Source organism: Ureibacillus sp. FSL K6-0786, assembly GCF_037965165.1.
Lineage (GTDB): Bacteria > Bacillota > Bacilli > Bacillales_A > Planococcaceae > Ureibacillus > Ureibacillus thermosphaericus.
The window spans coordinates 89,721-112,426 of the sequence record NZ_CP150191.1 but is presented as its reverse complement, the minus strand read 5'-3'; the positions used below and the strand labels follow the sequence as shown (position 1 = coordinate 112,426).

26 protein-coding genes and 1 riboswitch are annotated in these 22,706 nt (G+C 36.2%); of the genes, 23 read left to right on the top strand and 3 right to left on the bottom strand.

Translation table 11 applies throughout. The annotated features are described in order from the left end of the window. The first annotated feature begins 207 nt into the window (after positions 1-207). From comGA to gcvPB, 10 genes are all read left to right on the top strand, one after another. A complete protein-coding gene (gene comGA / locus NSQ18_RS00595; RefSeq protein WP_016837713.1) occupies positions 208-1,239 on the top strand; it encodes a competence type IV pilus ATPase ComGA in 1,032 nt (343 codons plus the stop codon). Then, a complete protein-coding gene (gene comGB / locus NSQ18_RS00590) occupies positions 1,212-2,279 on the top strand; it encodes a competence type IV pilus assembly protein ComGB (RefSeq protein ID WP_016837715.1) in 1,068 nt (355 codons plus the stop codon). The genes comGA and comGB overlap by 28 nt, the downstream gene beginning before the upstream one ends. 13 nt (positions 2,280-2,292) lie before the next feature. After that, positions 2,293-2,598, top strand: a complete 306-nt coding sequence (gene comGC, locus NSQ18_RS00585) for a competence type IV pilus major pilin ComGC (RefSeq protein ID WP_016837717.1) — start codon at positions 2,293-2,295, stop codon at positions 2,596-2,598. A 15-nt stretch (positions 2,599-2,613) separates the two neighbouring features. Further along, positions 2,614-3,039, top strand: a complete 426-nt coding sequence (gene comGD, locus NSQ18_RS00580) for a competence type IV pilus minor pilin ComGD (protein ID WP_016837719.1) — start codon at positions 2,614-2,616, stop codon at positions 3,037-3,039. Next, positions 3,029-3,340, top strand: a complete 312-nt coding sequence (locus NSQ18_RS00575) for a hypothetical protein (protein ID WP_016837721.1) — start codon at positions 3,029-3,031, stop codon at positions 3,338-3,340. The genes comGD and NSQ18_RS00575 overlap by 11 nt, the downstream gene beginning before the upstream one ends. Beyond that, entirely contained in the window at positions 3,313-3,762 is a 450-nt protein-coding gene (gene comGF, locus NSQ18_RS00570) for a competence type IV pilus minor pilin ComGF (RefSeq protein WP_016837722.1), read from the top strand. Before NSQ18_RS00575 ends, comGF begins: the two co-directional genes overlap by 28 nt. A 186-nt stretch (positions 3,763-3,948) precedes the next feature. Beyond that, positions 3,949-4,464: a shikimate kinase gene (locus NSQ18_RS00565; RefSeq protein WP_168412235.1), complete on the top strand. Its 516-nt coding sequence runs from the start codon at positions 3,949-3,951 to the stop codon at positions 4,462-4,464. A gap of 123 nt (positions 4,465-4,587) precedes the next feature. After that, positions 4,588-4,678, top strand: a riboswitch (glycine riboswitch). Between the two features lie 172 nt (positions 4,679-4,850). Beyond that, complete coding sequence (gene gcvT, locus NSQ18_RS00560; RefSeq protein ID WP_016837725.1) at positions 4,851-5,951, top strand: glycine cleavage system aminomethyltransferase GcvT; 1,101 nt, start codon at positions 4,851-4,853, stop codon at positions 5,949-5,951. Positions 5,952-5,971: 20 nt separating this feature from the next. After that, positions 5,972-7,318 (top strand): aminomethyl-transferring glycine dehydrogenase subunit GcvPA, encoded by a 1,347-nt coding sequence (gcvPA, locus tag NSQ18_RS00555; protein WP_016837726.1) that lies wholly within the window; start codon positions 5,972-5,974, stop codon positions 7,316-7,318. Next, the gene (gcvPB, locus tag NSQ18_RS00550) at positions 7,311-8,774 is read left to right on the top strand and encodes an aminomethyl-transferring glycine dehydrogenase subunit GcvPB (RefSeq protein ID WP_016837727.1); all 1,464 of its coding nucleotides are present in this window, start codon (positions 7,311-7,313) and stop codon (positions 8,772-8,774) included. Before gcvPA ends, gcvPB begins: the two co-directional genes overlap by 8 nt. Before the next feature lie 158 nt (positions 8,775-8,932). Here gcvPB and NSQ18_RS00545 read toward each other — a convergent pair whose 3' ends face one another. Continuing rightward, a complete protein-coding gene (locus tag NSQ18_RS00545) occupies positions 8,933-9,319 on the bottom strand; it encodes a rhodanese-like domain-containing protein (RefSeq protein ID WP_016837728.1) in 387 nt (128 codons plus the stop codon). A 157-nt stretch (positions 9,320-9,476) separates the two neighbouring features. Between NSQ18_RS00545 and NSQ18_RS00540 the strand changes: the two genes are divergently transcribed. After that, positions 9,477-10,256 carry a biotin/lipoate A/B protein ligase family protein gene (locus tag NSQ18_RS00540; protein ID WP_339289555.1) on the top strand — a complete coding sequence of 260 codons (780 nt, stop codon included), beginning with the start codon at positions 9,477-9,479 and terminating at the stop codon, positions 10,254-10,256. 253 nt (positions 10,257-10,509) lie between these two features. Beyond that, the gene (locus NSQ18_RS00535; protein ID WP_016837730.1) at positions 10,510-13,074 is read left to right on the top strand and encodes a vitamin B12-dependent ribonucleotide reductase; all 2,565 of its coding nucleotides are present in this window, start codon (positions 10,510-10,512) and stop codon (positions 13,072-13,074) included. 116 nt (positions 13,075-13,190) lie between these two features. On the opposite strand, the gene NSQ18_RS00530 is transcribed toward NSQ18_RS00535, so the two are convergent. Both NSQ18_RS00530 and NSQ18_RS00525 read right to left on the bottom strand, forming a co-directional pair. After that, positions 13,191-13,952, bottom strand: a complete 762-nt coding sequence (locus tag NSQ18_RS00530) for a TSUP family transporter (RefSeq protein WP_339288577.1) — start codon at positions 13,950-13,952, stop codon at positions 13,191-13,193. Between the two features lie 128 nt (positions 13,953-14,080). Next, positions 14,081-15,013 carry a DUF1385 domain-containing protein gene (locus NSQ18_RS00525; RefSeq protein WP_339288575.1) on the bottom strand — a complete coding sequence of 311 codons (933 nt, stop codon included), beginning with the start codon at positions 15,011-15,013 and terminating at the stop codon, positions 14,081-14,083. Positions 15,014-15,145: 132 nt separating this feature from the next. On the opposite strand from NSQ18_RS00525, the gene NSQ18_RS00520 reads away from it, so the two are divergent. From NSQ18_RS00520 to accC, 11 genes are all read left to right on the top strand, one after another. Beyond that, a complete protein-coding gene (locus NSQ18_RS00520) occupies positions 15,146-15,598 on the top strand; it encodes a hypothetical protein (RefSeq protein ID WP_339288573.1) in 453 nt (150 codons plus the stop codon). Positions 15,599-15,637: 39 nt separating this feature from the next. Then, positions 15,638-16,066 carry a type II 3-dehydroquinate dehydratase gene (gene aroQ / locus NSQ18_RS00515; protein ID WP_096550960.1) on the top strand — a complete coding sequence of 143 codons (429 nt, stop codon included), beginning with the start codon at positions 15,638-15,640 and terminating at the stop codon, positions 16,064-16,066. A 14-nt stretch (positions 16,067-16,080) separates the two neighbouring features. Further along, positions 16,081-17,142: a Xaa-Pro peptidase family protein gene (locus NSQ18_RS00510; RefSeq protein ID WP_339288570.1), complete on the top strand. Its 1,062-nt coding sequence runs from the start codon at positions 16,081-16,083 to the stop codon at positions 17,140-17,142. Between the two features lie 16 nt (positions 17,143-17,158). Beyond that, complete coding sequence (gene efp, locus NSQ18_RS00505) at positions 17,159-17,719, top strand: elongation factor P (protein ID WP_016837736.1); 561 nt, start codon at positions 17,159-17,161, stop codon at positions 17,717-17,719. 110 nt (positions 17,720-17,829) lie between these two features. Beyond that, the gene (locus NSQ18_RS00500; protein WP_016837737.1) at positions 17,830-18,033 is read left to right on the top strand and encodes a hypothetical protein; all 204 of its coding nucleotides are present in this window, start codon (positions 17,830-17,832) and stop codon (positions 18,031-18,033) included. A 3-nt stretch (positions 18,034-18,036) separates the two neighbouring features. Beyond that, complete coding sequence (locus NSQ18_RS00495) at positions 18,037-18,414, top strand: hypothetical protein (protein WP_016837738.1); 378 nt, start codon at positions 18,037-18,039, stop codon at positions 18,412-18,414. 12 nt (positions 18,415-18,426) lie between these two features. Further along, the gene (locus tag NSQ18_RS00490) at positions 18,427-19,338 is read left to right on the top strand and encodes a hypothetical protein (RefSeq protein WP_016837739.1); all 912 of its coding nucleotides are present in this window, start codon (positions 18,427-18,429) and stop codon (positions 19,336-19,338) included. Between the two features lie 204 nt (positions 19,339-19,542). Further along, positions 19,543-19,944 (top strand): hypothetical protein, encoded by a 402-nt coding sequence (locus NSQ18_RS00485; protein ID WP_016837741.1) that lies wholly within the window; start codon positions 19,543-19,545, stop codon positions 19,942-19,944. Next, positions 19,941-20,480, top strand: coding sequence for a SpoIIIAH-like family protein (locus tag NSQ18_RS00480; protein ID WP_016837742.1), 540 nt, complete (start codon positions 19,941-19,943; stop codon positions 20,478-20,480). The genes NSQ18_RS00485 and NSQ18_RS00480 overlap by 4 nt, the downstream gene beginning before the upstream one ends. A gap of 177 nt (positions 20,481-20,657) precedes the next feature. Continuing rightward, on the top strand, positions 20,658-21,191 hold the full coding sequence (gene accB, locus NSQ18_RS00475) for an acetyl-CoA carboxylase biotin carboxyl carrier protein (protein ID WP_016837743.1): 534 nt from the start codon (positions 20,658-20,660) through the stop codon (positions 21,189-21,191). A 12-nt stretch (positions 21,192-21,203) separates the two neighbouring features. After that, positions 21,204-22,580 carry an acetyl-CoA carboxylase biotin carboxylase subunit gene (gene accC, locus NSQ18_RS00470; protein ID WP_016837744.1) on the top strand — a complete coding sequence of 459 codons (1,377 nt, stop codon included), beginning with the start codon at positions 21,204-21,206 and terminating at the stop codon, positions 22,578-22,580. Positions 22,581-22,706 lie beyond the last annotated feature (126 nt).

Below are 22,706 nucleotides of genomic sequence, written 5' to 3'. Positions count from 1 at the left end.
TAAAATGATAGTGAAAATACGTGGTGATTATTGGGGATTAGCAAAATATTCAAAATTTGTAATAAAATCTGCCATAAACTTTTCAAAAATAAAGTTTCAACAGAAAAAAGGGGTCAAATAAAAATTTTAAGAAAAAGCCTTTTCCAAATATAAACTTCGTCTTATACTATTGCTAAATTCAGCGGTCACGAATTTAGGGAAGTGGTGATGCGTTTGAAAGTGGAGTCCGTTATTGAAACAAAATCAACTCAATTATTGTTAAAAGCTTTACATTTCGGTGCTAGTGATATTTTAATTGAGCCAACTCCAAACCATTACACCATTCAGTTTCGCAAATATGGAAAATTATTTCCTGCGGGTCATTTCCCTATTGAATTAGGGGATCGAATGATTTCCTTTTTCAAATATAAATCTTCTTTAGATATTAGTGAAAAGCGAAAGCCGCAAAGCGGTTCATTTGAAGAAATGTTTTCCAATCGTTTGTATGCCTTCCGAGTCTCTACTTTACCTTCCGTATATAAAAGAGAAAGCCTCGTTATCCGTTTGTTTTTACAAAATGCCTCATATCCGATTGCTTCATTATGTTACGATCGCCATTCATCAGAAAAATTATTAAGATTGATTTCCAATCGACAAGGATTGATATTATTTTGTGGCGCCACAGGATCGGGCAAAACTACGACATTATATTCATTAGCAAAATATTGCAGTGACACATTAGGGCGACATGTAATTTCTCTCGAAGATCCAGTGGAAAGCAGCCAGTCGTATATGCTTCAAATTCAAGTAAATGAGCTTGCAGGTATTACATATGCAGCTGGTTTAAAAGCAATTTTAAGACATTCGCCCGATGTCATTATGATTGGTGAAATCAGGGATGAAGAGACTGCAGAAATCGCCATGCGTGCTGCATTATCCGGTCATTTGGTGCTATCAACTATACATGCAAAAGATTCGGTGAATTGTCTATATCGTTTAATGGATTTAAATGTTTCCATAGAAGAAATTCGGCAAGCTTTGATTGCAATTATTGCCCAATGTTTAATTCAGTTACATGATAGCGATAGCAGGAAAGCAATTTATGAAATTTTGTCGGAAGATATTTTACAAGAAGCAATTATAAATACAGCGCAAGGAATTGAATATCACTTGCCAGTTGAGGAAACATTGGAATTCCAAAAAGCTGCAATTGAAGAATTGGGGGATTTGTCGTGCTACAGCAAATCAGCGAAAGAATGAATTTCCCCATTCAAAGAAATTATAAGGAGAAAGTTCGGGATGTTCCATCGCTCCTAAATAGGACAAGCATATTACTGAAAGAAGGATATACATTTTCAGATGCCTTATTTATGTTACTTCCTTATCACGTTAAAGAATTGGAAAAGTGGAATGCTTTATTACAACAACAGTTCAATAACGGTTCATCGGCAGTGGATATTTTACAACAACTTTCAATTCCAAAACATTTTTTATTATTGATAGCTATTGCAGAAGAAAAAGGGGATTTAGCTGAATCATTGCACCACGTAAGTAAGCAAATAAAATTTCAAGAAGATACGCAGCGGAAAATTGTGAAGTTGCTAATGTATCCCGCTTTCTTGATGATTTTATTAACAATGGTTTTTATATTGTTTCGAAGTTATTTTTTACCAAACATAGAGCAACTCGTGATTTCGAATCATTCAGAAAAGGTCAATAGTATAAACTTCGCTGTTGTATTGCTTCATATACCAGATTTTCTCATACTCCTCTTCATTATTTCGTTATTCTTGATATTTATTTCAATTCATTCCATTCGAAAAAAAGAGATCGCTCATCAACTAAACATCATTATGAAAATCCCTATAGTGAAGTATGTTTATCAAGTGAATTTAACAAGACAATTCTCTCATTTGCTTGGAAGTTTATTAGTATCAGGTATATCACTTCAACAAGCATTGTCTATTTTAGAACAACAACAAATAAGTCGCCACTTATCATATATCACAGCACTATTGAAACAAAGGGTGAAGTTCGGTGATTCATTGTCAGAGGCTGTGAAGATACTTCAACTGTTTATGCCGAAGTTTGATGAATTGATTCAACACGGTGAAAAAAATGGATACTTAGGCCGGGAAATGCTCATATTCAGCGAATTGCTAAATGAGAGGATCCAATCGACCATCAAATTTTGCTTGGCAAGCATTCAACCTCTTTTCTTTATTTTGATTGCGATATGCATTGTTGCAGCGTATTTAAGTATACTGTTGCCGATGTATGACTTAGTCGAAATCATGTAATAGAGGTGAAATCATGAAAAATCAAAAGGGTTTTACGTTAATTGAGATGTTAATTGTGCTATTTATTATATCTATCTTAATATTAGTAACTGTTCCAAACGTAACGAAACATCGGAATACGATTGATGATAAAGGTTGTGAAGCATATATCCGCATGATACAAGGGCAGGTAGAATCATACAAAATTGAATACAAAACCATCCCTACATTAGATCAATTAGTAAACAAGGGATACTTAAGAGAGGGGATGGATAAATGTCCGAATGGCAAGGGATTTACCATTGAGACGGATGGAACTGTGACATTAACCAATCAATAAAGGAGCATAGAGCAATTGAAAGAACAGGGGTATACGCTATTAGAAATATTATTCGTTTTAATGATTGTCGTATTGGTTGGTATGTTAGGGACAACCTTTTCTTTTAAAATGACAGAAAAAATGGTTGTGGAACAGTTTTTCCACCAATTTACATTGGACATTCAAATGGCACAAATGTTGGCCTTGGAAAAGCAAAGGAGCTGTTTTGTTTCTTTTGTAAATCAAGATACTTATAGAATATACCATCAACTAGATGAAGTGATTTTAGAGAGAAAACTACCGGAAATCATTGAGTTTGATCAGTATAGTAATTTATTAACTCTTCGAATTGATCCAGATGGAAATGTAAAAAATTTTGGGAAATTCACTTTTTACACTCCTTTCGGACAAAAACATATTGTCATTAATATCAATAAAGGACGAATTCGTTATGTGGAATGAAAAGGGGACTTCCATGTTAGAATCGTTGCTAACGCTTATGATTATTATAGTAGCCATAAGTTTTATTCCGTTCATTTTTCAACTTCAGCATTCTCTATACAATCAATCGTTGGAATTACATGCATCCCAAGTGGCCTATGAAGCAGTTATTATTGCTAAAAATACCGGTATTTTCGAAGGGAAAAAATGGATCGACAACGTAGAATATGCTTGGTATTTTCAAACAGATGCGGTTTGTGTACGATTTAACAATTTAGATGGGGTACGATACAAATGCATCAATGGCGATGGCGAATTGTAAGAAGTGGAAATGGATTTACATTTATCGAGGCGCTGTTTCAATTGGTGATTTTTTCGTTACTCGCTCAAGTAATTTTTATTTTTTATCTATTAATTCAACAATGGCACGACACGATTGTGGCAGAAGAACAAATTAAATGGGAAATCTTTATTCATGATTTACAACAATATTTACTTGATGCAGAGGATATTTATATAATGAATAATTCATTATATATCATAGACTCTTCCACAAAAACGATAAAAATAAACAAGATTACAGATGTGATTCGTTTGCAAATCAATGATCAAGGTTATGTGCCACTATTAATTGGTATTCGACATGCCGAGTTTTCCCTTTCAGACAATATTGTAACGATAAAAGTAGAATTCTTGAATGGTATTGTAAAGGAGAGAGCGTTACTTGTACAATATCATAAATAACGAAAAAGGCATAATATTTCCCGTTGCGATTGTCTTTTTGTTTTTTCTTATCACTGTTGTAATTTTTTACAGTTCAACCTACTTAACTCAATTTTCTATTATAAATTCATTGGAAAACATAAACATTCGTGCTACGATAAATTTACTTGGAGAAACCGCAGAGTTTTAGTAGAAAGGTGTCTAATTATGCGAAAGATTTACTTAGTAGGGTTTATGGGGTGCGGAAAAAGTGTAGTCGGACGCCAATTAAGCTATGCCCTACGATTGCCCTTTTATGATATGGATAAAGAAATCGTCAGACAACAAGGCATGTCGATTCCAGAAATTTTTGAAAAGTTTGGAGAAGAATATTTTAGAAATTTAGAAACTGAATTTTTAAAAAACTTTCGTGACGAAGCTTGCATTATTGCGACTGGTGGCGGCGTTGCAATGAGACAAGAAAATCGACAAATTATGAGACGGACAGGTTTAATCTTTTTTCTTGATGCATCATTTGAAGACATTTATAAAAGAATAAAAAATGATAAAAATCGACCAATTGCACAACGTTCGACTAAAAAAGAACTGGAACGACTATATTATTATAGAAGAAAATTTTATAAAAGAGCCGCTCACATCCGTGTCTTTACAAAAGATCGAACAATTCGCCAAGTGGTAAATTATATTGCTTTTCAAGTGAATCGACTAAAAGGCGAATGTTAAGGTGTTGATGTTTAAAAATATTCGTTTTTTTAAGGAATTTTAAAAAATGATTGCCTTCTATTACGTTCAATGTTAGGATATAGGCAAAGATGTCTGTTTGTTGAAAAATTTCATATGGTGCGGATGATTGTGCGGGGAGAGAACGTTTTTACGTCGCCGAAGGAGCAAGTAGTAGAACTATGAATCTCTCAGGCAAAAAGACTCGTACGGGACGCAACTCTGGAGAGTGCTGAATAACAGCCACCCAAGGGGAAAGCCTATTTTATAATAGGTGTAACTTTCAGGTGCAAGGACAGAGAATTCCTTTAAAAAGGGGATTTTCTGTCCTTTTTGCCTAGTTTAAAGATATTGGTAGTAAATTGTTAATTAATGAGGGAGGTTTCACGATGGGAGAATTAAAGAGAACACCATTATTTGATGAATATGCGAAATATGGTGCAAAAACGATTGATTTTGGTGGATGGGAATTACCTGTTCAATTTTCATCAATAAAGGATGAACATGAAGCTGTAAGAAATCGTGCTGGACTTTTCGATGTATCCCATATGGGAGAAATTTTTGTAAAAGGGAAAGATGTTCTCGGCTATCTTCAAAAATTATTGTCCAATGACATTTCAAAAATTCCAGTTGGCGGCGCACAATATAATGTGATGTGCTATGAAAATGGTGGGGTTGTAGATGATTTAATCGTCTATAATCTTGGCGATGACCAATACTTGCTTGTTGTCAATGCGGCAAATATTGAAAAAGACTTTGAATGGATGAAAAAGCATGCAGAAGGCGATGTAACGATTATAAATCAATCAGATGAATATGCCTTAATTGCACTTCAAGGACCTCTATCAGAAAAAATCTTGCAAACATTAACAGATGTGAACTTATCTGAATTAAAACCATTCCAATTTAAAGCATCTGTTCAAGTTAGTGGTTATTCTGTATTGTTATCACGCAGCGGATATACAGGTGAAGACGGCTTCGAATTATACGGGGAGCCAAATTCAATTGTAGCATTGTGGAATAAACTATTAGAAGCAGGAAAAGAAGATGGATTGATACCATGCGGCCTTGGAGCACGTGATACGTTGCGTTTTGAAGCATGCTTACCGCTTTATGGACAAGAATTATCAGAAAATATTTCTCCATTAGAAGCAGGCATCGGCTTTGCAGTAAAACTTCAAAAAGATGCGGATTTCATCGGTAAAGAAGCTCTTAAAAACCAAAAAGAACAAGGGCTTTCAAGAAAACTGGTTGGTATTGAAATGATTGATAAAGGGATTCCTCGCCATGGCTATAAAGTATTTAAAGGCGACACTGAAATTGGAGAAGTTACAACTGGTACACAAATCCCTAGTACGAAACGTAATTTAGGACTTGCTTTATTAGATATTCAATATACTGAAATTGGTACAGAAGTGGAAGTAGAAATACGCAATAAAAAGGTAAAAGCACATGTTGTGCCGAAGCCATTTTATAAACGTGAAAAATAAAAATTAATGGAGGTCAAACAATGAAGCATCGTTATCTTCCAATAACGGAACAAGACAAACAAGAAATGCTCTCTACCATTGGAGTAGAAAGCATTGATGAATTATTTGCGGATATTCCTGAAGAGGTGCGTTTTAAAGGGCTTTATAATATTAAAGAAGCAGCATCTGAATCTGCGCTATTAAAAGAACTAAAAGCTTTAGCAGATAAAAATATCAACACTGAAACAGCTGTTTCATTCTTAGGTGCAGGTGTATACAATCACTACAAACCTGTTATTGTGGACCATGTTATTTCTCGGTCTGAATTCTATACTGCTTATACACCATATCAACCGGAAATTTCACAAGGTGAACTACAAGCTATTTTTGAATTCCAAACAATGATTGCCGAATTAACAGGTATGGATTTAGCAAACTCTTCCATGTATGATGGCGGAACATCGCTTGCAGAAGCTGGGATGCTTGCTGCTGGCTCAACAAGACGTAAAAAATTGTTAGTATCTGAAGCAATCCATCCTGAATATCGTACTGTTGTAGAAACTTATGCATATGGCCAATCAATCGAAGTAGTAAATGTGCCAATGAAAGATGGAGTAACAGATATTGAAGCATTAAAAGGTATGATTGATCAAGATACTGCGGCTGTTATGGTTCAGTATCCTAACTTCTTTGGTCAAATTGAAGACTTGAAAACAATGGGTGAGCTAGTACATGAAGCGAAAGGATTATTCATTGTTTCTGCAAACCCATTAGCATTAGGTGTGTTAACGCCTCCTGGAAAACTTGGAGCTGACATTACTGTAGGGGATGCACAACCATTTGGTATTCCTGAAAGTTTTGGAGGACCACACTGCGGTTATTTTGCTACGACTTCAAAATTAATGCGTAAAGTGCCTGGCCGTTTAGTAGGACAAACAGTAGACCAAGACGGACGTCGCGGTTTCGTATTAACATTACAAGCTCGCGAACAACATATTCGCCGTGAAAAAGCAACTTCTAACATTTGTTCGAACCAAGCATTGCTTGCTCTTGCTGCATCCGTTACTATGACAGCTTTAGGTAAACGCGGTATTCAAGAAATGGCAAAGCAAAACATCGTGAAAACTCGTTATGCAAAAACAGCGTTTGAGCAAGCTGGATTTACAGTTCCATTCCAAGGTGCTCACTTCAACGAAATCGTTGTAAAAGTAAACAAACCAGTGAGTGAATTAAACAAAAGATTATTAGAAAAAGGCATTATCGGTGGTTATGATTTAGGCCGCGATTATCCTGAACTTGAAAACCATGTACTTATTGCCGTTACAGAATTGCGTACGAAAGAAGAGATTGATCAATTAGTGCAAGAAATGGGGGCTTACAATGCATAACGAAAATCAACCGCTCATTTTTGAATTATCGAAGGAAGGGCGCATCGGCTACAGCTTGCCAGAATTAGATGTGCCAGAGGTAGAATTATCAGAATTAATTCCACAAGAATATTTGCGTGAAGAACCTGCTGAATTACCGGAAGTTTCAGAATTGGATATTATGCGCCACTATACAGCATTATCTCGCCGCAATCATGGCGTAGATTCTGGATTCTATCCACTAGGTTCTTGTACGATGAAATACAATCCAAAAATTAATGAAGAAGTCGCCCGCTTCTCTGGATTCGCAAATATTCACCCGTTACAAGACGAGTCAACAGTTCAAGGTGCAATGGAATTAATGTATGAACTTCAAACAGCTTTAAAAGAAATTACAGGTATGGATGAAGTTACATTACAACCTGCTGCGGGTGCACATGGAGAATGGACAGCATTAATGATGATTCGTGCTTTCCATGAAGCAAATGGGGAAGGTCACCGTAATAAAGTAATCGTTCCAGACTCTGCACACGGAACAAACCCAGCTAGTGCTACTGTTGCTGGATTTGATACAATTACAGTAAAATCGGATGAAAATGGTTTAGTTGATTTGGAAGATTTACGTCGAGTAGTTGGGAAAGATACAGCGGCACTTATGCTGACAAACCCAAATACGCTCGGGCTATTTGAAGAGCACATCATTGAAATTGCGGATATCGTGCATAGCGTGGGCGGGAAAGTATATTACGATGGAGCAAACTTAAATGCTATTATGTCAAAAGTACGCCCAGGCGATATGGGATTTGACTGTGTACACTTGAATTTACACAAAACATTCACAGGTCCACACGGCGGTGGAGGTCCTGGTTCTGGCCCTGTAGGGGTAAAAGCAGATTTAATTCCATTCTTGCCGAAACCAGTATTAGTGAAAAAAGAAGATGGCACGTTCCATTTTGATTATGATCGTCCACAATCCATTGGCCGTGTAAAACCATTCTACGGAAACTTCGGCATCAATGTACGTGCTTATACGTATATTCGTTCAATGGGACCTGAAGGATTAAAATTAGTAACAGAATATGCAGTATTAAATGCGAACTACATGATGCGTAAACTACAACCTTACTTTGACCTTCCTTATGATCGTCATTGTAAACACGAATTTGTATTATCTGGACGTCGTCAGAAAAAACTTGGTGTTCGCACATTAGATATTGCGAAACGACTACTTGATTTCGGTTATCATCCACCAACAATTTACTTCCCATTAAATGTGGAAGAGGGAATGATGATTGAGCCTACAGAAACAGAATCGAAAGAAACATTAGATGCGTTCTGTGATGCACTGATCCAAATCGCAAAAGAAGCGGAAGAGAATCCGTCTATTGTACAAGAAGCACCACATACAACTGTTGTGAGTCGATTAGATGAAACTCAAGCTGCTAGAAATCCAATTTTGCGTTATCAAAAACAATAGCGTTCAAAATAAAAATATCCATGAGTGCATCTCATGGATATTTTTTACTACTTTTAAACAAGCTATTTAAAAGATGATATATGACATGAGTAAAATATCATAAATATTGTTGGCGTAATCATGTCATTTCTTTAAATATAGGAATTTCAACAGGTAAACTAATTTTTTGTTTTAATTTTACCAGTCCAAGTTTTGAAACCGCCTTGAAGTTGATACAATTGATTGTAACCTTTTTTCTTTAAGAAAAGAGCTGCCCTAGAACTTCTTGTCATATTTTGACAATATAAATATACAGGAAGATCTGGACGAATTTCTTTGTAACGTTGACGCAATTGAGAAAAAGGAATATTACGTGCACCTAAAATGTGACCAGAATCAAATTCTTTTGTTTCTCGAACATCGATTAATTGAGCTTTTCGATATCCTTTAATAAATTCTTCTTGCGTCAAATTAGTAACAGATTTTTTTAAACGGAATGAACTTACTAAAACATAGATAATGATAAGTCCTAGGATTGTTGCAATCGTATATAATACTGTCGCCACTTCTAAAATTCTCCTTTCTATTTACATAGAACATTATAAATAAGAAATTGGCATTCGTCCATTCAGTTTGATACAATAAAAAAGTTGTGAGGAGGAAAACAAGTTGAAAACGAAATGGTATTTCATTAATTCAGGACCATGCAGTCCTTCTTATAATATGGCATTAGACGAGGCATTACTCGATTTTCATAGTAGAGGCGAAATTCCACCAGTCATTCGATTTTACGAGTGGAATCCGCCAACCCTTTCTATTGGATATTTCCAAAGAGCACATCGAGACATTGATTTTGATGCTTTAAAAGCGCAAAATATTGGCTTTGTTCGGAGACCTACTGGTGGAAGAGCAGTTCTTCATGACAGCGAATTGACATATAGCATCATCGTTACAGAACAATACCCAAATATGCCTGAAACGGTTACAGAAGCTTATCGTTTTTTAAGCGAAGGCTTGTTAAAAGGGTTCCACAATTTAGGATTAGATGCATATTTCAGCATCCCTGATACGGAGGAAAAACAAGAAGCATTGAAAAAACCAAAAAGTGCAGTTTGTTTTGATGCTCCAAGCTGGTATGAACTCGTTGTAGAAGGAAAGAAAGTTGCTGGAAGTGCGCAAACTAGACAAAAGGGTGTCGTTTTACAGCACGGTGCGATTTTATTGGATCTCGATGAGGACAAGCTGTTGTCTCTGTTCAAATTCCCTTCCGAAGAGGCAAAAGAGCGGATGCGAAAACAATTCCCGGAAAGAGCAGTTGCAATTAACCGTTTAACAACACGACGCATCACTATTGAGGAATGCATTCATGCATTCAAAAAAGGATTTGAAGAAGCTTTACAAATTGAACTTGTTCCATATGAATTAACAGAAGAACAAAAGGAATATGTGAGAAAATTAGAAGAAGAAAAATATGCAAATGATGAATGGAATTTCAGAAAGTAATTAAAAATTATAGTTCAAAAATTGTGACTAAAATTTAATATTCAGCTCCAAACTTAGAAATTTCTAAGATTCATAGAAATTATTATTTGTCAACCCCTTGAATCGATTCTAGTTATGAGGTAATCTTTTCTAAGTAGCAGAACGAAACAATATATTGTATGTTCATTTTACTAGACATACAATATATTGTGTTTTATTGTTTATATATGGGAAATGATAGATAAATTATATATGTGCTAAGGGAGGCTGGCAGATGGTAATGGTAGATTCTTATACGACCATCCTCATTGATCAACTAAACAAAGATATTGAACAATTTCCACAAGTTCATTCAATTACTCCAGATATGCATGTAACGCATAAAGGTGTATCGAGATTAGTCATGATTGACCGATACTCATTCAAGGATACGGAAAAGAAAACATTAAAACCTGGAGATTTTGTTGTATTAACAATTAAAGAAGATCCAAAGTTTCCAGCTCGAGGATTAGGTTATATCCAATCAATTGATTGGAATGCTAATAAAGCAGAAGTATTAATTGAAGAAGAATACAGAAATGTACTAGATGATCCAAAAGAACAAGAAACAGGTATCATCGTTCGTTCTCTAGATGTTATTGAAAAGCCTCTAGAAATTTTTTATGAACAAATTGCGAAACGAAATGCAACAGGCTTATCGTCTGTTGAACAAACAGAAGAAAAACGCAATGAATGGTTCCAAAAATTTTACGAGCAATTAGCTTCTTTAAAGTTCGTGCCGGCTGGACGAGTTCTATACGGTGCAGGTTCAGGAACGCAAGTCACATACTTCAACTGCTATGTAATGCCTTTCGTTCCGGATAGCCGAGAAGGTATTAGTGAACATCGCAAAAAGGTAATGGAAATTATGAGCCGCGGAGGCGGTGTTGGTACAAATGGTTCAACACTAAGACCTCGCAATACGCTTGCAAGAGGAGTAAATGGGAAATCAAGCGGTTCTGTATCATGGCTTGATGATATTGCGAAACTTACACATCTTGTCGAACAAGGTGGTTCGCGTCGGGGAGCACAAATGATCATGCTCGCTGATTGGCATCCAGATATTGTTGAATTTATCATTTCCAAAATGCAAAATCCTCGCATTTTGCGCTATTTAATTGAAAATATGGAAGATGAATCAATCGTTCGCCATGCGAAAGAAAAATTAAAATTCAAACCATTAACGCCGCTTGAAGAAGCGATGTATCAAGGAATCCTAAACTATAAAAACATCCCTGGTTTAGGAGGATTTAGCGAAGCAATTATTAAAGAGGCGGAAACAAAGCTTCGCGATGGCGGAACGTACACTGTGCATAATCCAGACTTTTTAACAGGTGCCAATATCTCTGTTACTATTACAAATGAATTTATGGAAGCGGTTGAAAAAGACGAAGAATACCCACTTCGATTCCCAGATGTAGAAAACTATACGCCGGAAGAAATGGCAATTTACAATGAGAAATGGCACAAAATTGGTGACGTGCGCGAGTGGGAAGCTCTCGGTTACGGAGTGCGCACTTATCGCAAAATTAAAGCACGAGAACTTTGGAAATTAATTAATATATGTGCAACTTATGCTGCAGAACCAGGTATTTTCTTCATTGATAATGCGAATGAAATGACAAATGCCCGCGCTTATGGCCAAAAAGTTGTTGCGACAAACCCTTGTGGTGAGCAACCGCTTGCACCGTATTCAGTATGTAACTTAGCAGCAGTGAATTTAGCTCAATTTGCATTGAAAGATGAAAAAACAGTGGACTTTGAGGCATTAAAAGAAACAGTTCGCGTTGGCGTTCGCATGCAAGATAATGTCATTGATGCAACTCCGTATTTCCTTGAAGAAAACCGTAGACAAGCTCTAGGTGAGCGACGTATCGGTCTTGGAGTAATGGGCTTAGCTGATCTACTAATTTACTGCGAAAAAGAATATGGTTCAGAAGAAGGAAACAAGCTTGTCGATCAAGTTTTCGAAACGATTGCGACAACTGCTTACGAAACGTCCATTGAACTAGCAAAAGAACGTGGCAGCTTCCCATTCTTAGTAGGTGAAACAGAAGAGGAAACGAAACGCTTACGTGAAGCATTCATTAATACTGGTTACATGAAACGCATGCCAGAACATATTCGTCAAGGGGTACTTGAATATGGTATCCGAAATTCCCATCTGTTAACTGTTGCTCCAACTGGTTCAACAGGTACTATGGTGGGAGTTGCAACAGGTTTAGAACCTTATTTCTCTTTCACATATTATCGTTCTGGTCGCCTAGGAAAATTCATCGAAGTAAAAGCAGAAATTGTTCAAGAATACTTAGAAAAGCATCCTGAAGTAAGTGAACATCACTTACCTCACTGGTTTGTAACAGCGATGGATTTGACGCCAGAAGCTCACGCAGATGTTCAATGTATCATTCAACGTTGGGTAGATTCATCTATCTCTAAAACGGTAAATGCACCGAAAGGATACACGGTGGAACAAGTAGAAAAAGTTTATGAACGTTTATATAGAGGTGGAGCAAAAGGCGGAACGGTTTACGTTGACGGTAGTCGTGATTCGCAAGTGTTAACATTAAAAGCGGAAATGACGCAAGAAGAGCAGTTAACATTTGAAGAATTGCAGGATGAGCCTGTTGAAAAGCCAGTCGTATTGGTAGAAACAATTGCTCCGCTTCAACAAACAAACGTGAATATCGGTTCCGAAGTAGGAGATACATGCCCAGTTTGCCGCCAAGGAACAGTAGAAGAAATTGGTGGATGTAACACATGTACCGTATGTGGTGCCCAACTAAAATGTGGTTTATAATTTATGACAAAGTCATACTGTAAAAAGTGTGTGACCAATAAAAAATAAAGAAAAAGCCTGACCAATAATGGTCAGGCTTAAATATTTTCTAATTTGCGAAAATCAGCAAACGATCATTAGAAAAAATAATCATAGCTATTTTTCGCTAGTAAAATTAATGTCGTGACGATAAATAGAATACGAACAACAGTTGTTCCTTGTTTTAATGCAAACTTTGTTCCTACATAGGCACCACATATCATGGAAATCCCCATGATTATTCCATAGATGAACAATACTTCCCCGAGTACGAAAAACATCACTAATGCTGCAAGATTACTAGTAAAGTTTAATAATTTTGCATTTCCTGATGCTTGTAAAAAATCAAAACCCATCATTAAAAATACAAAAATGATAAAAGAACCTGTTCCTGGACCAAAAAAACCATCATAAAATCCGATGGCGAGTAAAGAACAAAGGAAAACGATTTTTCGTTTCCACGTCAATTCTTTTTTCTTTTCAATTTGCCCCCAGTCTTTTTTTATTACTGTGTAAATGAAAACTAGAAGCAGCATGATAATCACAAGGGGTTTTAAAATTGCTGGATCCAATAAATGAACGGTCCAGGCACCAAGCATGGAAAAGATAAAAACGAAAGGAACAATTGGCCCTAACAGTTTCATATCTACTTTACCAGCTTTTAGGAAAGTTAAGGTGCTTGTTAAATTTCCCATCGTTGCTGCTAATTTATTCGTTGCGATGGCACTAGCTGGTGGGAGTCCAACAAACATCAGTGCTGGTACGGTTATTAAACCTCCGCCACCTACAATGGCATTTAAAAAAGCTCCTAAAAAACCAAAAAATATAAGAAGTATTACGGTTATGACATCAATTTCCATTTCTCTATCCCCTATATTTTTTTATAAAAGTAATGTTACCGAATTGGTAGGGGAGAGTAAATATTTTGGTTTTTTTGGTATAAAAAAAGACGTTCCAGCAATCATATGCTGTGACGTCTTTTCATTGATTAGTCGTGATTCAATTGGGCGATGATTTCTGGATTGTTTTCGATTTCATGTAGCTTCTTAAAGGAAGCAATTGAAACTTCTACCATGTCATCATCCGGTTCTTTTGTTGTTAATAACTGCAACCATAATCCTGGATATCCTAAATAGCATAATACTGGAATATCTCTTAAAGAATTAGTAAATTGCAATACTTCATAGGAAACGCCTAATACGACAGGGATTAATAAGATACGAATCAGCACACGGAACCATAATGGATCAACGGGGAAGAATAAGTAAATGAACATCCCGACAATGACCGTAAATAAAATGAAGCTTGAACCACAACGGTAATGTAATCTTGATTGTTTTTGCACATTTTCAACTGTTAATTCAAGTCCGTTTTCGTAACAATTAATGACCTTATGTTCGGCTCCATGGTATTGAAAAACTCGACGAATGATAGGCGTTAACGAGATGAAATATAAATAAATCAGAAGCAAAATTAGTTTAATGCCAGTTTCCAAAAAGATTTGTGGATATTTACCGGAAACCCATGGAGAAAATAATTCGGCAATAAAAACGGGAACTAAAGTAAAGACAAATTTACCAAATAAAAAAGAAAGAATCCCGACAATTGCAACGCCGAATATCATTTCTAGCTTTGATAATTCCTGGCCATCTTCCTCTTCGCCGGGCGTCACATCGTAACGATCGCTAGCAAATTGTAAATGTTTAGAACCGATTCCAGCGGATTCAATAATGGCTATATTTCCTCGGATGAAAGGAATTTTTTTAAGCTTTTGCATCCAAGGCTTTTTAGGTTTTTTCGCATAGTAATATTCAATGGATTGATCGTTTCGGCGAATTGCGGAAACGGTATGTTCTTTTCCTCCGAACATGACCCCTTCAAGTAGCGCCTGTCCTCCATAAATAGGTGTTTGATTGCCCACAGCTGACACCACTCTCTAACAATATTTCTTTCTATCAACTTTTTTATTGTACTAAATTTTCAGCAATTGTACTAGCGTACGCATACGAAAAATCAATATTGGTAAAAATATATAAAAAAAGGAGTGGTTGGCATGTTGTATTTAGCGTTCATTACTAGTTTATTTGCATCGATTTTTCTTACAGTTAGTTTAAAAATGTTATCATTTTTCAAATTCATTCAATGGAATCCCATTGGATTTTCCAAAAAATACGAAATTTTTGAAGGTAGTCATCCGTTTATCAACTGGCTTATTTTAGCGGTTTTGATTTTTGTCGTAAATTTAGTAATTTATTTGATCATGCAATATGTACAAAATGTGCCTCCATTTATTACTTCTCTTGTCATAGGTGGACTTTTTGCCATTATTGCAGAATGGATTATTTACGATTTACCAGCAGAATTATCTTCTTTTAAAAAACTGTCCATTCCATTTATTGTAATTGTGGTGATAATGGCCAGATTTATTATAGAAACAGCTTCTTTCCATTATCAAGCTCATTTGGAACGAAATAGGTTGCCGTATAAGGAGTCTGTGATAAAATAAAAAGTGGTAATTTCCTCTAATTTTAAAGGAGAATCGGCGATGAAGTTGTTAGTGTTAAACGGGCCTAATTTAAATCGACTGGGTAAAAGGGAACCAGAAATTTACGGTTTAGAAACTTTGGAAGATGTAAAAAAAAGATGCGTTGCTTTGGTGAAAGAATTTAATGCGGAACTGGAATTTAAACAATCCAATCATGAAGGGCAATTAATTGATTGGATACATGAAGCGGAGGATACAGGAGTTAACGGGATTGTATTTAATCCGGGAGCTTACACGCATACAAGCGTCGCACTTAGAGATGCCATTGCAAGTATTAGCGTACCAGTTATTGAAGTTCATATCTCTAACATACATAAAAGGGAGGAATTTCGTCATAAATCCCTACTTGCGGCAGAATGTGTTGGTCAAATTTGTGGTCTTGGAACATTTGGATATGAATTGGCATTACGAAAGTTTTTACAAAAATAAGGAAGGAAAAGTCCATGAATAAACTAGACAAATTACGAAAAGAATTGGAAAGTCATCATGTGGACGCATTGCTTATTACAAATCCATACAACCGCCGATATATGACAGGCTTTACAGGATCGAGCGGTGCAGCCCTTGTAACAAAAAACGATGCGGTATTTATTACTGATTTTCGCTATACGGAGCAAGCAAATCATCAAGTGAAAGAATTTCGCATTATTCAGCAGGAAGGTTCCATACTAAAAGAAGTAGAGAAGCTTGTTGATGAATGTAAAATTAAAACATTAGGTTTTGAAAGAGATACAGTAACTTATGGAGAATATGAATCTTTTCAAAATCTGTTGAATGTGGAGCTAGTACCATTATCCGGATTAATTGAAAAAATTCGCTTGATTAAGACTGATGAAGAGATTAAGATTATAAAGGTTGCATGTGAAATTGCTGATGCTGCATTTTCGCACATTTTAAACTTTATTAAACCTGGCGTTACAGAGCTAGAAGTATCGAATGAGCTCGAATTTTTCATGCGCAAACAAGGTGCAACGTCTTCATCCTTTGATACCATCGTCGCAAGTGGTCTCCGAAGCGCTTTACCTCATGGTGTTGCTACAAACAAAATCATTGAGCAAGGAGACTTTGTCACACTTGATTTCGGTGCCGTTTATAATGGGTATGTTTCCGACATTACGCGTACAATTGCGGTAGGTAATCCTAATACAAAATTGGTAGAAATGTATAATGTCGTGTTGGAAGCGCAAATATTAGCTTTAGAAAAAATTAAACCAGGCATGACTGGTATCGAAGCGGACAAAATTGCGAGAGATTACTTAACAGATAAAGGATATGGTGAGGCTTTTGGACATTCAACTGGCCACGGAATTGGTTTAGAAATTCATGAAGGTCCAGCTCTTTCCTATCGTAATAATCAAACATTAGAGCCTAATATGGTCGTGACAGTCGAACCTGGTGTCTATTTGCCGGGTATCGGTGGAGTTCGCATAGAAGACGATATTGTTATCACAGCAACGGGCAATGAGAGATTGACTCATTCGACGAAAGATTTAATTATTCTATAATGATGGAGGAATATTCATGATTTCAGTTAACGATTTTCGTACTGGTCTAACAATTATTGTAGATGGAGAATTATACCGAGTACTTGATTTCCAACACGTAAAACCTGGTAAGGGAGCAGCGTTCGTTCGTTCCAAATTACGTAACTTACGAAATGGTAACGTAGCGGAAAAAACATTCCGCGCAGGTGAAAAAGTTGAAAAAGCGATGGTAGAAAACCGCAAAATGCAATATTTATATGCACAAGGTGATTCCCATGTTTTCATGGATTTAGAATCATATGAACAAATCGAATTAAATGCAAATCAAATCGATTATGAATTAAAATTCTTAAAAGAAAATATGGAAGTTTACATTATGTCATATCAAGGAGAAATGCTTGGGGTAGAACTTCCAAATACTGTGGAATTAAAAGTAGTTGAAACTGAACCAGGTATCAAAGGTGATACTGCTTCTGGAGGTTCTAAACCAGCTACTTTAGAAACTGGTCTTATCGTACAAGTACCATTCTTTGTTAATGAAGGTGATATTTTAGTAATCAACACTTCTGATGGATCGTATGTTTCCCGCGCTAACTAATAATTTCAATAAAAATTAAGTGGACGTCAAAAGCACGTCCGCTTTTTTTATTGTTCTTTGGTCTATTTATTTGAACAAGCTCATATATTGCTTTCACAAGGAGGAGTCAAATGGAATTACAGGATGTATTAAGGGTGGCAGGAGTAGGGCTAATTATTGCACTGTTACATGTTTTCTTTGACCAAGTTGGGAAGAAGGAATTTACATTCTATATATTCTTTATCGCATACCTATACATGGCTGCAGAACTAATCCGATTTTTACGGCTTTTTTTCGGTGAAATTATGCTATTTTTCCAATGGTTGACGAATTGACATATGACGATTTTGATTTATGCCGTAATTCTACTACTCATTATCATACTGATTAAAGAAACGGTCCCAAAACTTCATTCGCTCATTGCCATCATCTTCTTTTTTATAATATTACATTTTCTATTATCGAAATCTGTACTTCCATTAATTGGACAAATCCTGTCATATGTAAATTCAGTACCATATGTTCCTCAACTTGTCTATTCTGCTCTTTTTTATCAATTAGGTATATTTTTTAAGATGCTTTTTGATGAACAAGAGCATGAGACGATGGGAGAATTCGTCATGTTTTCGGTCCGGATCGTATTACTATCTTATTGGGTTGGTGAGTTTGCCAAAGTTCTTTCTGGTTTTTCTTCAATTCTAGATAAGCTTCAATAAGGGGCTTTCATAATGGATGAACTATTGAACATTTTTATCGATCCATTAAAAATTGCAGGTAAATCCATTGTACTCGTAGTCACATACACCATATTATTTCTGATATTAGAAGCTTTTGTACCGCAATTTAAAAAATGGGGAGATACATTATTTATTATTGTCCTCGTGTTGACACTTGGACAAACCGTAATGGAGTCATTCGGTTTAATTGGTGAAGTTGTGAATGTCGCTGCCGAATTCTTTTTATCGATCACACCGATTCTCATGTCCATTATCGTTGTGCTCAATGCGGTATTTTCCTTCATAGCTTGGAGTCCTATTGTTATCGCGATATTTGAATTTTTAATATTGTTATGTCAAAAAGTGCTTATTCCAGGAATCGTCATCGCGCTGCTACTGGATTTTTGTACAAGATTTATTGGAGAAATGTCTTTTTCAAAAGCTTCCGATTTAATACGAGGAACCGTCATGACATTAATTACAGCATCGTTATTGTTGATGGTCGCATTTTTATCTTTTGCAGGAGTTGCCTTTTTTACCGTAGATAAAGCGATTGCGAGCCCTGTGAAAAAAGTAATTGAACAAACGATTCCAATTGTTGGTTCACTAATCGTTGAAGGTTTTTCAATCTTCCAAAAGTACCAATCTGCTGCCACTACTTTAGCGGGATTTAGTGCTATGACTGCATTTTGGATAGCCGCGTTTTATCCTGCTGGAAAGCTGTTGATTCATGCAATGACTTTTAAAATTTTAGCTGCAATCGTCGAGCCCTTTTCTGGTGGAACGATTAGCGGTCTCCTTGATGATATTGGAAAGTCATTACTCGTCTTATGCGCTTCAGCAATCCTATTAGGAATCGCTTTCGTTTTCATTTGGCTCATCTTCATGGTAATTTTGCAGCTCGGGGTGGGAAAAAGCTTTTGATCAAATTAATCGCCATCATACTAATAGGAAAGTGCTTGCTATTACTGGCTGAGGAAAAAGAGATTATGGTCTATGTCAAACTAGCAACACTATTAATTGTCATTACAACTTTATTAGAAATTCTCAAACTATAAAGCATAGAGCTTGTACTTCATTCATACAATGTTTTGAAACATGAGGGAAGGGGGGCGCTAAGAACGTGAGGTGGAAAAGAAATGGACAAAGTTAAATCTATTAATCATACCTATTGCAGTTCTAGCGTTCATTGCGTACATTTCAGCAACGAGTGATGCATCCGGTGAGCGATATGATACTGTTTCAGCAGAAGGTAGACTTGAACAAGCTTTAAGTGAAATAGAAGGCGTTGGACAAGTAAAGGTTTATTTTCATTACGATGAAAACCCTTCAAATACGGATGGAACTTTAAGCAACTATTTTCGTTCAAGTAACAATACCACTACTGTATCAGGATTGCTCATTGTTTCAGAAGGTGCGAAGGATCCAAAAGTCCAAAGGCAACTTCTTGAAACGATCAGTAAAGTTATGCAAATGCCTACCCACAGAATTATGATTGTACCGATGGAAAGTAAAGGAGATGAACAATGAAAGTAAAAAGAAGAACTGTTTGGCTATTAACATTATTAAGTTTAGCTGCTGTCATTTCAGTGTATTATGTATTTGAACCAAATCGTAATGTGGATTTAATGACAATTTTTACGGATGATACCCTTGAAGAAACAACTTTAACAAATGCAGATGAAAAATTAACAACGCCTACAGTATCTGAAAGCCATTTATTTGAAGATTTAAGAATGGAAATTGCCAATGAACGTAGCCAATTAAGAGAGCAATTAGAACAAAAAATTGCTTCAAGTGAATATTCTGCAGAGGAAAAAAATGAAGCATATAATCAAATGAATGAGTTAATTAAGAGAGAATCTGCTGAGGCTATGCTTGAAATGTTAATTGAAAACCTTGGCTATTCTGATGCATTAGTACATGTAAAAGATGATAAAGTACAAGTGACAGTATTATCCGATGAAATTTCGAAAGCTCAAGCGAGTGAAATTATCTATGTTGTCCGTCAACAAATTGATGATATTCAAGATGTGACAGTAAGTGTTCAATCTAATTATTATTGAGATATAATTTTGATTGGAGAAACGATGTTGTATAACAGAAGGTGAACAGTGCTTCGTTTACGTAACGAAAGCACTGTTTTTTGCTCATTTTATAGAAAATTAAAAAATATTGTTTCAAAATCTGTTGAAAGGATATAAAATGATTATTGTATTGAATAAAAAGAAGGGGTGTCTACATTGTTTAAAGTACAAGAACTTCGTGAGATTATTAAACTAGTTGATTCATCATCTCTTGACGAATTCTTATATGAAGTAGATGGTGCAAAAATTAAATTAAAGAAAAATCAAGGTGTTGTAACAGAAGTGGTAGCACCTAAGGTACAAACTGTTGTACAACAAGCTCAACCACAAGTACAAGCACAACCAAAAGAAGAAGTAAAAGTTGAAGAAGTAAAACCACAAGCTGAAAGCGCAGCACCTGCAGCAAGTACTTCTGAAGCAAAACCTGTAAATTTAGATGATCCTACATTACATAAAATCACTTCACCGATGGTAGGAACATTCTATGCAGCACCATCACCTGATTCACCTCCTTACGTTAAAGTAGGGGATAAAGTGGAACCTGATACAATTGTATGTATCGTTGAAGCAATGAAATTATTTAACGAAATCGAAGCAGAAGTTAAAGGTGAAATTGTTGAAGTACTAGTGAAAAATGAACAGCTAGTAGAATTCGGTCAACCACTATTCCTAGTGAAACCTACTGAATAAGAGGTGACCAAAATGTTAAAAAAAGTATTAATTGCCAACCGCGGAGAAATTGCGGTTCGTATTATTCGTGCTTGTAAAGAATTAGGAATTCAAACGGTTGCAGTATATTCTGAAGCGGATCGTGATAGCTTACATGTAAAACTTGCTGATGAAGCATATTGCATCGGTCCAAAACTATCAAAAGATTCCTATTTAAGTTTTCCAGCCGTGTTAAGCGTTGCAGAGAAAACGGGTGCCGATGGGATACATCCAGGTTATGGATTCCTAGCAGAAAATGCAGATTTTGCTGAAGCATGTGAAAATGCTGGCATTAAATTCATTGGTCCTTCTTCCAAATCCATTCGCATCATGGGGATGAAAGACGTTGCCCGTGCGACAATGGAAGAAGCAGGAGTACCTTTAGTACCTGGTACAGGCATTGTTCCTGATATTGAAACAGGTAAAAAATGGGCAGCTGAAATTGGCTATCCAGTCATTATTAAAGCGACTGCTGGTGGCGGTGGTAAAGGAATCCGAGTTGCTCGTACAGAAGAAGAGTTAGTAAAAGGTATTGAAATTACTCAAAAAGAAGCTCAAGCAGCATTCGGTAATCCTGGTGTATATTTAGAAAAATACATCGAATTCTTCCGTCACTGTGAAATCCAAGTATTAGCAGATGCATATGGAAATGTGATCCATCTTGGCGAACGTGACTGTACAGTACAACGACGCATGCAAAAATTAGTTGAGGAAGCACCATCTCCTGCATTATCTCCAGAAAGACGTGCAGAGATGGGGGAAGCTGCTGTAAAGGCAGCAAAAGCTTGTGGCTATGAAGGTGCTGGTACAATCGAATTTATTTATGATTATAATGAGGACAAGTTCTACTTCATGGAAATGAATACTCGTATTCAAGTAGAACACCCTGTAACAGAAATGGTTACTGGCGTCGATTTAGTTCAGCAACAGCTCAAAATCGCTTCCGGCGAAAAATTAACATTGACACAAGAAGATATTCAATTAAAAGGCTGGGCTATTGAGTGCCGCATCAATGCGGAAAATGCATACAAAAACTTCATGCCAGCTGCTGGTACAGTTGAAACATATATTACACCTGGTGGTCCTGGAGTACGGATTGACTCTGCAGTATATCCTGGATACACAATTCCGCCATACTACGATTCAATGGTTGCAAAATTAATTGTACATGCGGATACACGCGAAGAAGCAATCGCTCGTATGAATCGTGCATTGAGCGAATTTGTTGTTGAAGGGCCTGGTATTCATACAACGATACCATTCCACCATGCTTTAATGAACAACGAAGTGTTTAAATCAGGGAAATTCAATACAAAATTCCTTGAAGAAAATGATGTATTAAATACAAAAAAAGAAACTGTGAAAAACTAACTGAACTTACGGAGCCTTCAATTTGAAGGCTCTTTTTTTATTTAATAACCACTTTCGGAGAAGCGTGTTTTATGCTTTTTCCTTAACAAAGCGCTATACTAAGTTTAACGAGAAAGGGAGTGAAAT